The sequence below is a fragment of the Paenibacillus sp. genome, assembly GCF_035645195.1.
In the GTDB taxonomy this organism is placed as follows: Bacteria; Bacillota; Bacilli; order Paenibacillales; family YIM-B00363; genus Paenibacillus_AE.
Genome location: NZ_DASQNA010000039.1, coordinates 336,022 through 351,061, shown reverse-complemented (window position 1 = coordinate 351,061; position 15,040 = coordinate 336,022). Strand labels below are relative to the sequence as shown.

Below are 15,040 nucleotides of genomic sequence, written 5' to 3'. Positions count from 1 at the left end.
CTACGTGTTACTCACCCGTCCGCCGCTAACCTTATCCCGAAGGATAAGATCCGCTCGACTTGCATGTATTAGGCACGCCGCCAGCGTTCGTCCTGAGCCAGGATCAAACTCTCCAAAAAGGGTAGTTCGTCTATGCTCATTACAAGCTAGCTTTCTTACTTTGTCTAACGAGCCGAAGCTCATCAGACGCGTATGCGCTCGTTGTTCAGTTTTCAAGGAACAAGCTGTCGGCTCTTGGCCGGAAGACTAATGTATCATATCCGACCCGAACTTTGCAACTGGCAATTTTCACCGCCGTCGTTTTCGTTCGTTTTTCGCCATCGCCGTTCTGGCGGCGACAAGCAATAATATATCACAATCGCCCGGAACAATGCAAGTGGTTTTTCGAAACCATTTTCGGCCAGTTGAAAAAAATCGGCCCCCCCGAAGGGAGGCCGTGCCGGAAAGCTTGAATTTACGCCTCTCCGGCGCGCGCCCGCATATGCGGGAACAGCAGCACGTCGCGGATCGACGGCGCGTCTGTTAACAGCATGACGAGACGATCGACGCCGATGCCGAGGCCGCCCGTCGGCGGCATGCCGTATTCGAGCGCGCGGATGAAGTCGTGATCCATCTCATGCGCTTCGTCGTTGCCCTGCTCGCGCTCGACGAGCTGCGCCTCGAAGCGCTGCTTCTGATCGATCGGATCGTTCAGCTCCGTGAACGCGTTCGCGTGCTCGCGGCCGACGATGAACAGCTCGAAACGGTCCGTAAAGCGCGGGTCCTCTTCGTTCTTCTTCGCGAGCGGCGAGATCGCGACCGGATGCCCGTACACGAACGTCGGTTGAATAAGCGTCTCTTCGACGAACTTTTCGTAGAACGAGTTGACGATATGCCCGAACGAATGCGACGGCTCGACCGGCACGTTATGCTGCTTCGCGAGCGCGCGCGCCTCGTCGTCGGACATATGCGCCCAGAAATCGACGCCGACGGCTTCCTTGATCAGGTCGACCATGTGCGCGCGGCGGAACGGCGGCGCCAGATTCACTTCTACGCCTTGGTACATGATCGTCGTCGTCCCGTGCACCTCTTGCGCGATGTGGGCGATGACGTTCTCCGTCAGGCGCATGATATCTTGGTAATCGGCATAGGCCTCATACAGCTCGAGCATCGTAAATTCAGGATTGTGCCGCGTCGACACGCCTTCGTTCCGATACACGCGTCCGATTTCGTACACCTTCTCCAACCCGCCGACGATCAACCGCTTCAGATGAAGCTCGATGGCGATCCGCATGTACATCTGCATGTCCAGCGCGTTGTGATGCGTGATGAACGGACGGGCGGCCGCGCCGCCGGCGATTGCGTGGAGCGTCGGCGTTTCGACTTCCAAGAAGCCGAGACTGTCGAAATAGCGCCGCATCGATTGGATGATGCGGGAACGGGTGATGAACGTTTGCTGCACGTCGGGATTCGTAATCAAATCGACGTACCGCTGGCGGTAACGCATTTCGACGTCCGTCAGACCGTGGAACTTGTCCGGCAGCGGGTACAGCGACTTCGTCAAAATTTCGAGCTGCTTCGCGCGGACGCTCAACTCGCCCGTCTTCGTCTTGAACAATGTGCCGCGCAAGCCGACGATATCGCCCAAGTCGAGCAGGTCGAACGCTTCGTACAGCTTGTCCCCGATTTCGTCTTCGCGGACGTAAATTTGGATGCGGCCGGTCAGGTCCTGGACGTGCGCGAACGAAGCTTTGCCCATGCCGCGCTTTTGCATGATGCGGCCCGCAATGCTTACTTCGATCGGCGAGGACTCCAGCTCTTCCTTCGGCGTATCGCCGTACGTTTTGTTCAAATCGCCCGCGTAATGCGTGCGTTCGTACCGCTTGCCGAACGGATCGACGCCGAGGTCGCGCAGGGCGTTCAATTTGTCGCGCCGAATTTGCAGCAACTCGTTGACTTCGGCGGGGGATTGCGGTTGGACGTTTTCGTTTTCGCTCATGGTCATATCACTCCTACGATAAAGGACAAGCCCAAGGAACCAAAAAAGCCTCCCAGGGAAGCTTTCATGGTCGTCGGGCTATGTTACTTCTTCTTAATATCGATAATTTTATATTGGATAACGCCGGCCGGAACGCTGACATCGACGATGGAGCCCTTCGACTTGCCCAAAATCGCTTTGCCGACCGGACTTTCGTTCGAAATTTTATTATGCAGCGGATCGGATTCCGCGCTGCCGACAATCGTATATTCCACCGTATCTTTGTACTCGAGATCTTCCAAAGTCACGATCGAACCGATGCTCACCGTATCCGTGTCGACGTCTTCTTCGTTAATGATGCGGGCGTTGCGGAGCATTTTCTCGAGGGTAATAATGCGCCCTTCGATGAAGGCTTGCTCGTTCTTCGCATCCTCGTACTCGGAATTTTCGCTGATATCCCCATAACCGATGGCGATCTTGATCCGCTCGGCCACTTCGCGGCGTTTCACCGATTTCAGATGCTCAAGCTCTTCTTCCAGCTTTTTTAACCCCTCTTGGGTTAAAATGACTTCCTTTTCCGTCATTCAATGTAGCTCCCGTCGTCTAAAAATTTGAATCGTTGCTTCCAACTTGTGATTACTATATGAACAGCGGGGCCGATTCAACACAAGCAGGCGTTAAATTTATTGACGATTATATTTCAAGGGGGAGTAAATGTCAAACAACGGAAACGGCGTTTGGTTCGAACGTTCCGTTCTCGAGATCGGCCACGTAGCCGTCGAGAATGGTCACGACTTGGTCGCGAGTCGTCGCTTCCATGATGCGGGTTTTCACTTCCGCCGAGCCGCGGAGGCCCTTCAAGTACCAGGCGAAATGCTTCCGCATGTCGCGAACGGCGACCGACTCGCCTTTCAGCGCGATCAGCCGGTCCAGGTGGAGCATCGCGATACGCATTTTCTCCTTCGCGTCCGGCTCGGGCGGCAATGCGCCCGTCGTCAAATATTCGACCGTCCGGTACAGCATCCACGGGTTGCCGAGCGCGCCGCGGCCGATCATGACGCCGTCGCAGCCCGTCATCTCGAGCATCCGTTTGGCATCCTCCGGCGTGACGACGTCCCCGTTGCCGATGACCGGGATGTTGACGGCCTCCTTCACTTGCTTGATCATGTTCCAGTCGGCTTTCCCCGTGTACAGCTGTTCCCGCGTCCGACCGTGAACGGCGACCGCTTGCCCGCCGGCGCGCTCGACCGCCTGCGCGTTCTCGACCGCGTAAATATGCTCATGGTCCCAGCCGATGCGCATTTTTACCGTGACCGGCTTTTGGACGGCGTCCACGACCGAGGAGACCATCTCGTAAATTTTGTTCGGATCGAGCAGCCAACGCGCTCCCGCGTCGCAGCTGACGACCTTCGGCACCGGACAGCCCATGTTGATGTCGATGATATCGGCGTTCGTGTGCTTGTCGACGTGCTTCGCCGCTTCGACGAGCGAGTTCCGGTCGCCGCCGAAGATTTGCAGGCTGAGCGGCTTCTCCCGCTCGTCGACGTACAGCATCTCGAGCGTCCGCTTGTTGCCGTGGAGAATCGCTTTGTCGCTGACCATCTCGGCGCAGACGAGGCCCGTGCCGAACTCTTTCGCGATCAAGCGGAACGCCGGATTGCACACTCCGGCCATCGGCGCGAGCACGACGTTGTTTTTCGTTTCCACATTGCCGATCTTCAGCGTTTTCGCGACTTGAGTCATAGTTTGATTTCCTCCTATCGTCTTACATTTTTCCTTGCAGTTCTTCGTGACGGATGCCGAGCGCTTCCGCGATGCTGCGGACGAGGCGCGGCTCCGGCTTGCGCGTGCCGCGTTCCACGGCGCCCAATATCGATACGGAGACGCCTAGCTTCTCCGATAGTTCGCTTTGCGTGTAGCCTTTCAGCTTTCGGAACGCCCGAATTCTTCCGGCCAGTTGGTGTTGTTCCATCGTCTCACTCCTGTTGCTTCGAGGTCGATCGCGCCGCCGTCCGGCAGCCAATCTCGCTCGCGTTCCTCTATAACGTCCAGCAGCGGCACTAACACGAACGCCCGCTCCATCAGTCGTGGATGCGGGACGGTCAGCGCCGGCGTGCGGATGTCTCGGTTATCGTACAATAATAGATCGATATCGATCGTGCGCGGTCCCCATCGAATCGTGCGCACGCGCCCCAGCTCGCGCTCGATGTCGAGCGCCGCCGCGAGCAGCGATTCGGGGTCCAGCGTCGTAAGAATGCGGCAGGCGATGTTCAAAAAAGCGGGCTGGTCGGTGACGCCGACCGGTTCGGTTTCGTACAGCGGCGAGACGGCGGACACCTCGACGAACGGATGGTCCGAAAGCCGCTCGACCGCTTCCGCGAGCAGCCGCTCCCGCTCCCCGATGTTCGAACCGAGCCCGAGATAAGCGACGACGGGCTCCCTGTTCATCGCTCCTCGCCTCGGCGCCGCGTAATTTCCACCGTCACGCCGTCGAACACGATGTCGAACGGCGGATGCGGCTTCACGACGCGGACCGTTACCTCATGTATTTTAGCATAGGCGTCAAGCAGGCGGGTAGCGAGCGTCTCTGCCAACGCTTCAATTAATTTGAAGGTTTCGCCCTCTACGACGCGCTTCACGAGGCCATAGACCTCGGCGTAATTGACCGTCTCTTCCAGGTCGTCCGTCTTTCCCGCGGCCCGCAGATCGAGCTTCATTTCGAGACTGACGTAAAAACGCTGTCCGAGCTTGTTCTCCTCGGCGAACACGCCGTGGTTGCCGAACAGCTGAATGCGTTCCAACTTCATCGTATCCATCGCTGCGCCTCCTTCGTTACTGCGCCGGGGCGCAAATCGCATCGGCCATGCGGGCCGCCTTCGCGTTCTCGCGCACGTCGTGCACGCGCACGATCGAGACGCCCTGCGCGATGCCGAGCACGGTCGTGGCGATCGTGCCTTCCACGACGTCGTTCGGACCCGCGTCCAGCGTTTCGCGGATGAACCGTTTGCGGGACGTGCCGAGCAGTACCGGGTAGCCGAGCGCGACGACGTCCGACAGCCGGTTCATCAGGCGCAAATTGTGCTCGCGGGTTTTGGCGAAGCCGATGCCGGGGTCGAGGGCGATGCGCTCGTCGGGGATGCCCGCATCCCGCGCCAGCGCGATGCAGTCCCGCAAATCGGCGACGACGTCGGCTACGAAATCGTCGCCGTAATTCATGTCGTTCCTGTTATGCATGAGAACGACGGACGCGCCGCGCTCCGCCGCGGCCCGCAGCAAGGTCGGATCCTTCTTGCCGCCCCACACGTCGTTGACGATCGAGGCGCCCGCGCGCAGCGCCGCTTCCGCGACGACGCCTTTATACGTGTCGACGGAGATCGGCACGGAACAGCCGTCCGCGCGCAGCGCTTCCAGCACGGGAATGACCCGCCGCAGCTCCTCCTCCGCGGATACCGGCTCCGAGCCCGGGCGCGTCGATTCGCCGCCCACGTCCAAAATGTCGGCGCCCTCCGCGATCAGCCGCCGCGCATGCTTCAGCGCCCGTTCGACCGTCGCGTATTTGCCGCCGTCCGAGAACGAATCCGGCGTTACGTTCAAGATGCCCATGATAAGCGTGCGTCGTCCTAACTCCGGGTGTATTGCCATCGTTCATCCCTCATTCCCTCGCCGTCAGCGCCCGATACGCCCGGCTCAATGCGTTCGTGATCGGCCCCGCCTCGGGAGACCATCGTTTCCGCATAACGCCGTCCGCGTCGTACAAGGCGGATACCGGCGTCAGCTCCTGCACCGAATTCGTCACGAACGCTTCGTCCGCCGCGAGCAGCGCTTCCCACGGGAACCGCCCCTCGATGACCGGCAGCCCCGCTTCGCGGGCCAGCATCAGTACCGCTTCCCGCGTAACGCCCGGCAAACAGCCCGTCTCGACCGAAGGCGTGTACAGCGCGCCCCCGGCCGCCCAAAACGCGTTGCTGACGATCCCTTCGACGACAATGCCGTCCGCGGCGGTCAGCAGCCCCTCCGCTTGGGGGGACGCGGTCCGCGCGGCGAGCTCCCATTTCGCTAAAATATTATTCATATAATGAAACGATTTGCGCCGCACCGCTCCCTCCGGCGTGCTGCGAGGGAGCTTCAGCACGTGCAGCTCCTTCGACGCCGGCGATCCTGTGCCGAGCGGCTTCGCCATGACGAGCACGTTCGGACTCGCGTACCCGGTCGGAGCCGGCAGCCCGAGCGGGGCCGAGCCGGCCGAGACGGACCAGCGCACGTATGCGTCTTCGAGGTCGTTCGCCCGGAGCAGCGCCGCGACCGCGGCCGCGATGTCCGCCTCGGACGGTTCGTACGCGAACCGAAGCTCGGCGCAGCCTTCCCGAAGCCGGGCGACATGGCGGTCGAGCAGGAACGGCTTGCCGCCGTACGTACGGAACGTCTCGAACAGCCCCATGCCGTAAAGAAAGCCGTGATCGGTTACCGGGATCACGGCTTCGCTTTCGTCGCAAATCGTTCCGTTCCACCACAGTTTCATGCGTTCGCCCGTTTCGTGCTTTCGATGAAGTTGCGCAGCATCGTCAAGCCGTGCTCGGTAATAATCGATTCCGGGTGAAACTGCACGCCTTCGATCGGGTAGCGTTTATGGCGTAATCCCATGATTTCGCCCTCTTCCGTCTCCGCCGTAATTTCCAGCTCTTCCGGCAGCGTCTCGCGCTTCACGATCAACGAATGGTAGCGCGTCGCCGTGAACGGGTTCGGCAGTCCCGCGAACAAGCCGCGGTCGTCGTGCCGAATCGGCGACGTCTTGCCGTGCATGAGCCGCTCCGCGCGTACGACTTCGCCGCCGAACGCCTGCCCGATCGATTGATGGCCGAGACAGACGCCTAAAATCGGAATTTCCCCCTTAAATCGGTCGATGACCGCGAGCGAAATGCCCGCCTCGTTCGGCGTGCACGGCCCCGGGGAAATGACGATCTGATCGGGCCGCATGGCGGCGATCTCGTCGAGGCTGATCTCGTCGTTCCGCTTCACGACGACCTCTTCGCCAAGCTCCCCCAAATATTGAACCAAGTTGTAAGTGAACGAATCATAATTGTCGATGACCAAAATCATGTGTACGCGCCTCCCTCTCTGCTCTGCTCCAACTTCGCTCCGCTCGCGCCGCCGTTCGGCGGCCTCGGCTCAAGAAGGGCTCTCCTCGCTTCGTTCCGCGATTTCTACCGCTTTCCACAGCGCTTTCGCTTTATTCAGCGATTCGGTAAACTCCTTCTCCGGATCGGAATCGATGACGATGCCCGCTCCGGATTGCACGTACGCCTTGCCTTCGGCGTAAACCATCGTGCGTATAGTAATATTTAATTCCATATTGCCCGCATAGTCAATCCACCCGATCGCCCCGGTGTAGGCGCCCCGCCGAACGGGCTCCAGCTCCTCGATGATTTCCATCGTACGGATTTTCGGCGCGCCGGTAATCGTGCCGCCCGGGAACACCGCCGCGATCGTGTCGAACGCGTCCCGGCCTTCCGCCAGCTCCCCTTCGACCTCGGAGACGATATGCATGACGTGCGAGTAGTGCTCGATCGCCATTAATTCTTTGACGCGCACCGACCCGAACGTCGATATGCGCCCCAAGTCGTTGCGCTCGAGATCGACGAGCATGATATGCTCCGCCCGCTCCTTCTCGCTCAGCAGCAGCTCCTCGCGCAGCCGCCCGTCCTCTCCTTCGCTGCGGCCGCGGGGCCGCGTGCCCGCGATCGGGCGCGTGGACAACCGCCGGCCTTCGAGCCGGACGAGCAGCTCCGGGGAACCGGATACGATCCGCCGCTCCCCGGGCAGCCGGAGAAACGCCATGTACGGCGACGGATTGAGCCGGCGCAGCGCTTCGTACACGCGCTCGGGCGTCGTCTTCGTCAGCCGCTTCGACTGCCGCACGCTGAGATTGACCTGGAACACGTCGCCCGCCGCGATATACTCGCGGATGCGTTCGACCGCATCCATGAAGCGGCGCTTCGTCAAGCTCAGCTCCAGACCTTCCAGCCGCTCCACGTCGATGTCGAGCGTCTCCGGCTGCCGGGGCGCAAGCGCGCCCGCCGCGCTCCACCGCATCCAAGCGTCCTTCATGGACGCCGCCCGCTCCCGCGCGGCATCGTACTGCGCGCGAAGCGCTTCCTCGCTCCATGGTCCCGCTTCCGCCGCGCGAACCGCGTAAACGGCGCAGTGCAGCTTCCGTTCGATTCGATCGATAATCCATAGCTTGTCCAATCGAAGGAAAAAGTAGTCGGGAATCGGAGAGTCGTCAAGCGCGAGCGCAGGAAGCCGCTCGATCGTGCGCGCGACGTCGTACGCGAAGTAGCCCGCGATGCCTCCCGTAAATTTCGGAAGCTGTTCGACGCGCGGCGCCCGGAACTCGGCCATCCACCGGCGGAGCACCGCAAGCGGAGCGCCTTCCATCGTCTCCGGCTCCGCCGCGCCCGCTTGATACCGCCGCGCGCCGTTCAGATCGCCGGACAGCCACTCCGCCGGTTCCGCCCCCACGAACGTATACCGGTCGTTCTTGCCGCTCTCCAGCACGATCGCCGCTTCGCCGGCTTCCGCCCACAGCCGCTCCCAGCTGCCGATGTCCGCGTCACCGATCTCGACGGTCTCGAGATACGGCAGACAATTGTATTGTTCGTTCCATTGTATCCATCGTTCGAACGCTATGTTCAATCCGCATCGCCGCCATTCTTTACCTATTGCCCAAGTATACTCCATTTCCCGCGCGAGTTCACGGCAAACCCGGGATTTTCACACAATTGCAACGGCAAAAACCGCCGAACCCGGAAGGTTCGGCGGCCGTCGAAAAGCGCAGCGATTATTGGTTTTCTTCGAAGTTGTACAGCGGCGTGCTCAGGTAACGCTCGCCGTTGCTCGGAACGACCGCGACGACGCGCTTGCCTTTGCCGAGCTTCTTCGCCACTTGCAGCGCCGCGAAGATCGCCGCGCCCGAAGAGATGCCTCCGAGGATGCCCTCTTCTTTCGCCACGCGGCGGGACGTAGCGAACGCGTCCTCGTTCTCGACCGTGATGACTTCGTTGTAGATTTCCGTGTTCAAGATTTGCGGCACGAAGCCCGCGCCGATGCCTTGAATTTTGTGCGGACCCGGCTTGCCGCCGGAGAGCACCGGGGATGCCGCCGGCTCGACCGCGACGATATGGATGCCCGGGAAATGCTCGCGGAGCACTTCGCCCGCGCCCGTGATCGTGCCGCCCGTGCCGATGCCCGAGACGAACGCGTCGAGCTGCCCGTCATGGGACTTGATCGCTTCGACGATTTCCGGCCCCGTCGTGCGGCGGTGAATGTCGACGTTGTTCAAGTTGTTGAACTGCTGCGGCATGAAGTAGCTCGGGTTTTCCGCTTGGAGCTCTTCGGCGCGCTTGATCGCGCCTTTCATGCCTTCCGGACCCGGCGTCAGCACGAGTTGGGCGCCGTACGCGCGGAGCAGGTTGCGGCGCTCCATGCTCATCGTTTCCGGCATAACGAGGATGGCCTTGTAGCCTTTGGCCGCGGCGACCATCGCGAGGCCGATGCCCGTGTTGCCGCTCGTCGGCTCGATGATCGTGTCGCCCGGCTTAATGCGGCCTTCGCGCTCGGCGGCTTCGATCATGTTGATCGCGATCCGGTCCTTTACGCTTGCGCCCGGGTTTTGGAACTCCAGCTTCACGTACACTTCCGCGCTGTCTTCCGGTACGACGCGATTCAATTTCACGAGGGGCGTGTCTCCGATGAGCTGGGTGATGTTCTGGACTAATTTGGCCATAATCGAATGAATCCTCCTTATATCCGACCCGCCCGACAACCGGCAGAGGATAATCCCGAGTAATTAGGTCGGTTTTTACTCCATCTTATCAATCGGTGGACAGAAAGTCAACTGCGTTATACTTTTCGAGCAGGCTCGATTCGACGTCGAACAGCGAGGGCGCCTGCGCCAGCGCGAGCTCGCGGCGCAAATCTCCCCGCACGTTGGAATCGTCCAGCGGGTCGATCGTCCGTCGGCCGAGCAGCGTCACGATGCGCCACTGCCCTTCCGGGGTCGGGAGCGGCGGACTGACGTCGCCGACCTGCATGTCGGCGAGCGCTTCCGCGACCTCTTCGGGAATGAACGGGTCGTTCTCCGACACCCAGCCGGAGTCGCCGCCGTTCGCCGCCGTCGCCTCGTCCACCGACAAGTCCTGCGCCAGCAGCGCAAAATCGACCCCTTCGCCAAGCTGCTCGAGCACCGTCGCTGCGCGCTCCCTGGATTCGACGACGATTTGCGCGTACCGGACGTCATGCGTCGGCGCGAATTCTTCCGGATGCGCTTCGATGTACGCCTCTACGTCCGCTTCGGTGACCGAAACGCCCGCGGTGGCGATCTTCTCCAGCATGAGCCGGTACAGCGCGTCGTCCCGAAGCGCCTGCTCCGATAAGCCCAACTGCTCCCGCATCACCTTATAAAACTCGGCCTCGTTCTCGTAGCCGACCTGCATGCGGCGCAGCTCCTCGTCGATCTCGGCCCGGGAGACGTCGATTCCCAGCGCTTGCGCCTCCAGACGGACGACGGTCCGTTTCAGCCATTGCTGAACGTATTCGCGGCCGAAAGCTTCCTGAAGCCCTGCAATGAACTCCTCCTCGAGCAGCGCGACGGATCCCGCTTGCGCGATTTTGCGCTCCGGCGATGCGGGCGCATCACTTCCGCCGCCGCCCCCGTCCGCCGTCCCCCCCGGTTCGGACGAATCTCCGCCGGGGGGCTGACCGCCGGCCAGCATCACCGCGAGCGCGACGACGGCCGCGGCCAACGCGCCGCAAAGTCCCCACAGCAGCTTTTCTCTCGACATCGCTCTCCCACCGCTTCTTTTATGCGTCCAGACGCTGTCGCAGCGTCGTCAATTCCGGCTTGTCGAAGCCGTACTTTTCGTTGCAGAAGTGGCACACGACTTCCGCCGCGCCTTCTCCTTCGATGATGGCGTCGAGTTCTTCTTTCCCTAACGACACAAGCGTGTTGCTCACCCGCTCCCTCGAGCAGAAGCATTGGAACCGAAGCTCCATCCGCTCCACCGAAGCCAGCTCGTCGACGAGCTCGCGCATCATATCCTCCGGGGTGAGACCCCGCTCGAGCATCGCTGTGACCGGCGGGATGTGCTGCAGCCGCTTCTCCAATTCGCCGATTTCCTCGTCCGACAGGCCGGGCAGCAGCTGTAAAATCAAGCCTCCGGCTTCTTTGACCGAGTAGTCGACGTCGACCAGCACGCCGAGCGATACCGCCGACGGCGTCTGTTCCGATTTCGCGAAATAATACGTGAAGTCCTCCGCGAGCTCGCCCGATACAATCGGGATGCTGCCGCGGTACGGCTCGCGAAGCCCCAAATCTTTGATGACGTAAATGAACCCTTCGGTGCCGACCGCGCCGGCCACATCCAGCTTGCCGAGGCTGTTGCTCGGCAGATGCGTCTGCGGATTGTCCGCGTACGCGCGCACTTCGCCTTTCGCGTTCGCGTCTGCGACGATTTGCCCGAGCGGGCCGTCGCCTTTCACTTGAATCGTGACCTTCTCTTCGCCCTTCAGCATGGCGCCCATCATCGCCGCAGCCGTCGCCGTGCGGCCGACCGCGGCCGTCGCCGTCGGGAACATATCGTGACGGCGGCGAATTTCCTCCACAACATCGGTCGTTCGCGCGGCGAACAGCCGCACTTTGCCGCCGAGGCCCGTCGCCCGGACCAAATAATCTTTCAAAATCGTTCTCTCCTTCCGCCGGCGACGCAGCGATGCCGCCCGTGCTAACCGACATTTCTTTCGTATATAATTTGCAATCCTTGCAGCGTTAATAACGGATTGACCGTGTCGATCGTCTTCGATTCGCCCGCGATCAGCTCCGCGAGCCCGCCCGTCGCCACGACGCGAGGCTTCGTGCCGAATTCCTCCCGAATGCGCCCGACGATGCCGTCTACCTGCCCGGCGAAGCCGAAAATGATGCCGGACTGCATCGACGAAACCGTCGTGCGCCCCACGGTGCTCTTCGGCCGCACGAGCTCGATCCGCGGCAGCTTCGCCGCCCGTTGATAGAGCGCTTCCGTCGAAATGCCGATGCCGGGCGCGATCGCGCCGCCGACGTAATCGCCCTTCTCATCAATATAACAAAAAGTGGTCGCCGTTCCAAAATCGACGATGATCAGCGGCGGGCCGTACAGCTGAATGCCCGCCACGGCGTTGACGATGCGGTCCGCCCCGACCTCGCGCGGGTTTTCGTAACGAATGTTAAGGCCCGTCTTGACGCCGGGGCCGACGAACAGCGGCGTCCGGCGCACGTATTTGCGGCAGGCTTGGTCGAGCGTGGCGTTGATGGGGGGAACGACAGAGGAAACGATGGCGCCTTCCACCTCGTTGACGCGGACGCCCGCATGCTGAAACAAGGTCATGATCATGATGCCGTACTCGTCGGCGGTCGACGACCGGTTCGTCGCCACCCGCCAATGATGCCGAAGCGTCTCTCGCTCGTACAAGCCCAAGACGATATTCGTATTGCCGACATCGACGACCAAGATCATGCGCGCACCTCTTTTTTCTCGCCCAAATCGAGCGATATGTCGAGCGCCTTAACCGAATGCGTGAGGCCGCCGACGGAGATGACGTCGACGCCCGTTTCCGCGATGGCGCGGACGGTCGACAGAGTGACGCCGCCCGACGCCTCGACGACGATGCGCGGCGACGCGCGGCGAATGCGCGACACCGCCTCCGTCATGCGGGCCGTGTCCATGTTGTCGAGCATGATAATGTCCGCGCCCGCTTCGATCGCCTGCTCGACCTGCTCAAGCGACTCCACTTCGACCTCGATCCGCATCGTATGCGGCGCGTAAGCGCGGGCGCGGGCGACCGCTTCCTTCACGCCGCCGGCCGCTTTGATATGATTGTCCTTCAGCATGACGGCGTCGAACAACGCGAACCGGTGATTGTGTCCGCCGCCGACGCGCACGGCGTATTTCTCGAGCTGGCGCATGCCCGGCGTCGTCTTCCGCGTATCGACGATGCGCGGCTTCGGCTCGACGCCTTCGACCGCGTCGACGAACGCGCGCGTCGCCGTCGCGATGCCGGACAGCCGCTGCAGCAGGTTGAGCGCGAGCCGCTCCCCGGACAAAATCGACAGCGTGCTCCCCTCCACTTCGAGCAGCACGTCGCCGACGGCGAGCGCCGCCCCTTCGCGGGCGACGCGCTTCACGGCGAGGGAGGCGTCCACCTCGGCGAACACGGCTTCCGCGACCGGGAGGCCCGCGGCGACGCCGGCTTGCTTGGCGTGAATGACCGCCCGGCTCCGGTGCCCCTCGGGCAAAATCGCGAGGCTCGAAATGTCGCCCGGGCCGATATCTTCGCGCAGCCAAGCTCTAATCTGTTCCTTCAGGTACGCCGGATCCAAATGCATCGTATCAGCCATGTTGTAAGCTCTCCTCCGCCAATCCGAAATCTCGGTGGTGCACGATGTGCTTTTTCCAAACGATATCGTCCCGCTCCGGGAAGTCCTCGCGATAGTGCGCGCCTCGGCTTTCCTCGCGGCGCAGCGCGGCTAGCATCGTAAGCAGGCCGACGGTCAGCAGGTTCGCGAATTCGTACTGCTCGCGCCCCGACAGCTTCGCGTAGAAGACGGGCGACTGCCGGCGAAGTTCCTCGAGCCCTTTCTTCAGCCCCTTCTCGTTCCGAACGAGGCCGGCGTAGCGGAGCATCAGCTTCTGGAGCTTCAGCCTTTTCTCGATGACCGGCTGCATTACCGGCTCCGTGCGGCCGAGCTCGACGTGGAACTCGGGCTCTCGATCGAGCGGCGGCAGGTCGCGGATGCGCTCCACGATGCGGCGGCCGAACACGATCGCCTCCGACAGCGAGTTGCTCGCGAGCCGGTTCGCCCCGTGAACGCCGGTGGACGACACCTCGCCGCAGGCGAACAGCCGGCGGACGCTCGTCTCGCCGTGCAGATCCGTCTTCACGCCGCCCATCATATAGTGCGCGGCCGGCGCGACCGGAATCCAGTCGCTCGACAGGTCTAGCCCGTACCGCAGGCAAAACTCGTAGATCGTCGGGAATCGCGCTTTGACGGTCTCCTGCGACTCATGCGTTAAATCCAAGTAGACGAACGTCGACTTCGTCTTGTCGATTTCGCTCACGATCGCCCGCGCGACGACGTCGCGCGGCGCGAGCTCGAGCTGCGGATGGTATTGATCCATGAACCGCTCGCCGCGGATGTTCCGCAGCACCGCCCCTTCCCCGCGCACCGCCTCCGAGATAAGGAAGCGCGGCGCGCCCGGGTACGTCAGCGCCGTCGGGTGGAACTGGACGAATTCGACGTCCTGGACGTACGCGCCGGCGCGGAACGCCATCGCGATGCCGTCGCCGGTCGCGAGCTCCGGATTCGTCGTGTAGCGGTACAGCTGACCCGCTCCGCCGGTGCACAGCACCGTCGCCTTCGCCGTCACCAGCACGAGCTCGCCGCCCGGGCGCTGCACGATGACGCCGACGCATTCCCCTTCGTCCGTGACGAGATCGATGCAGAAGTGATCGTCCCACACTTCGATCCATTCGTTCCGCCGCGTCTTCTCCGCCAGCGCGCGGACGATTTCCGCGCCCGTGGCGTCGCCCTGCGCGTGCAGAATGCGCCGCTGACTGTGCGCCCCCTCCATCGTAAGGGCGTATTCGCCGTCCTCCTCGCGGTCGAACTGCGTGCCGAAGCGGACGAGCTCCTGCACCCCGTTCGGCCCTTCGTGCACGAGCACGTCGACCGCCTCGGAGGAGCACAGCCCCGCCCCCGCAATCAGCGTGTCTTGGCGATGGTACAGCGGCGAGTCCTCGTCGGAGATGACCGCCGCGATGCCGCCCTGCGCGTAGCGCGTGTTGCTCTCGAGCAGCGATTTCTTCGCGATCATCATGACGCGCATCCCTGCGTCGGCCGCTTTCAAAGCGGTGTATAAACCGGCAATCCCCGAGCCGATGACGGCGACGTCCGTCTCGACTCGGGGTAAATTCGCGATATCAATATCGATTAACGTCCTAGGAATCATGCCTGAAGTCCTGCCTTCCCCAATGTCCGTCGGGTGCCGACAC

The 15,040-nt window shown here is 62.0% G+C and carries 16 protein-coding genes and 1 rRNA gene; all 17 read right to left on the bottom strand.

Annotated features, from left to right (window positions below; all coding sequences use genetic code 11):
• Positions 1-119, bottom strand: a 16S ribosomal RNA gene (locus VE009_RS22130); the annotation flags it as partial.
• Between the two features lie 335 nt (positions 120-454).
• On the bottom strand, positions 455-1,978 hold the full coding sequence (lysS, locus tag VE009_RS22125; protein ID WP_325011462.1) for a lysine--tRNA ligase: 1,524 nt from the start codon (positions 1,976-1,978) through the stop codon (positions 455-457).
• An 83-nt stretch (positions 1,979-2,061) separates the two neighbouring features.
• Positions 2,062-2,541 (bottom strand): transcription elongation factor GreA, encoded by a 480-nt coding sequence (gene greA, locus VE009_RS22120; protein ID WP_325011461.1) that lies wholly within the window; start codon positions 2,539-2,541, stop codon positions 2,062-2,064.
• Positions 2,542-2,674: 133 nt separating this feature from the next.
• Positions 2,675-3,700, bottom strand: a complete 1,026-nt coding sequence (gene dusB, locus VE009_RS22115) for a tRNA dihydrouridine synthase DusB (protein ID WP_325011460.1) — start codon at positions 3,698-3,700, stop codon at positions 2,675-2,677.
• 22 nt (positions 3,701-3,722) lie between these two features.
• Entirely contained in the window at positions 3,723-3,929 is a 207-nt protein-coding gene (locus tag VE009_RS22110) for a helix-turn-helix transcriptional regulator (protein ID WP_325011459.1), read from the bottom strand.
• A complete protein-coding gene (gene folK, locus VE009_RS22105; RefSeq protein WP_325011458.1) occupies positions 3,881-4,405 on the bottom strand; it encodes a 2-amino-4-hydroxy-6-hydroxymethyldihydropteridine diphosphokinase in 525 nt (174 codons plus the stop codon). Before folK ends, VE009_RS22110 begins: the two co-directional genes overlap by 49 nt.
• Positions 4,402-4,773, bottom strand: a complete 372-nt coding sequence (folB, locus tag VE009_RS22100; RefSeq protein WP_325011457.1) for a dihydroneopterin aldolase — start codon at positions 4,771-4,773, stop codon at positions 4,402-4,404. The genes folK and folB overlap by 4 nt, the downstream gene beginning before the upstream one ends.
• Positions 4,774-4,789: 16 nt before the next feature.
• Positions 4,790-5,599: a dihydropteroate synthase gene (folP, locus tag VE009_RS22095; protein WP_325011456.1), complete on the bottom strand. Its 810-nt coding sequence runs from the start codon at positions 5,597-5,599 to the stop codon at positions 4,790-4,792.
• 10 nt (positions 5,600-5,609) lie between these two features.
• Positions 5,610-6,476, bottom strand: coding sequence for an aminotransferase class IV (locus VE009_RS22090; protein ID WP_325011455.1), 867 nt, complete (start codon positions 6,474-6,476; stop codon positions 5,610-5,612).
• Positions 6,473-7,054 carry an aminodeoxychorismate/anthranilate synthase component II gene (gene pabA, locus VE009_RS22085; protein WP_325011454.1) on the bottom strand — a complete coding sequence of 194 codons (582 nt, stop codon included), beginning with the start codon at positions 7,052-7,054 and terminating at the stop codon, positions 6,473-6,475. Before pabA ends, VE009_RS22090 begins: the two co-directional genes overlap by 4 nt.
• Before the next feature lie 69 nt (positions 7,055-7,123).
• Complete coding sequence (locus tag VE009_RS22080) at positions 7,124-8,650, bottom strand: anthranilate synthase component I family protein (RefSeq protein WP_325011453.1); 1,527 nt, start codon at positions 8,648-8,650, stop codon at positions 7,124-7,126.
• 145 nt (positions 8,651-8,795) lie between these two features.
• Positions 8,796-9,740 (bottom strand): cysteine synthase A, encoded by a 945-nt coding sequence (gene cysK, locus VE009_RS22075; RefSeq protein ID WP_325011451.1) that lies wholly within the window; start codon positions 9,738-9,740, stop codon positions 8,796-8,798.
• 88 nt (positions 9,741-9,828) lie between these two features.
• Positions 9,829-10,797: a foldase protein PrsA gene (locus VE009_RS22070; protein WP_325011449.1), complete on the bottom strand. Its 969-nt coding sequence runs from the start codon at positions 10,795-10,797 to the stop codon at positions 9,829-9,831.
• A 19-nt stretch (positions 10,798-10,816) separates the two neighbouring features.
• On the bottom strand, positions 10,817-11,692 hold the full coding sequence (hslO, locus tag VE009_RS22065; protein ID WP_325011447.1) for an Hsp33 family molecular chaperone HslO: 876 nt from the start codon (positions 11,690-11,692) through the stop codon (positions 10,817-10,819).
• A gap of 44 nt (positions 11,693-11,736) precedes the next feature.
• The gene (locus tag VE009_RS22060) at positions 11,737-12,504 is read right to left on the bottom strand and encodes a type III pantothenate kinase (RefSeq protein ID WP_325011445.1); all 768 of its coding nucleotides are present in this window, start codon (positions 12,502-12,504) and stop codon (positions 11,737-11,739) included.
• The gene (gene nadC, locus VE009_RS22055) at positions 12,501-13,385 is read right to left on the bottom strand and encodes a carboxylating nicotinate-nucleotide diphosphorylase (RefSeq protein WP_325011443.1); all 885 of its coding nucleotides are present in this window, start codon (positions 13,383-13,385) and stop codon (positions 12,501-12,503) included. The genes VE009_RS22060 and nadC overlap by 4 nt, the downstream gene beginning before the upstream one ends.
• Positions 13,378-14,997, bottom strand: coding sequence for an L-aspartate oxidase (gene nadB / locus VE009_RS22050; RefSeq protein ID WP_325011442.1), 1,620 nt, complete (start codon positions 14,995-14,997; stop codon positions 13,378-13,380). The genes nadC and nadB overlap by 8 nt, the downstream gene beginning before the upstream one ends.
• Between the last annotated feature and the right edge of the window lie 43 nt (positions 14,998-15,040).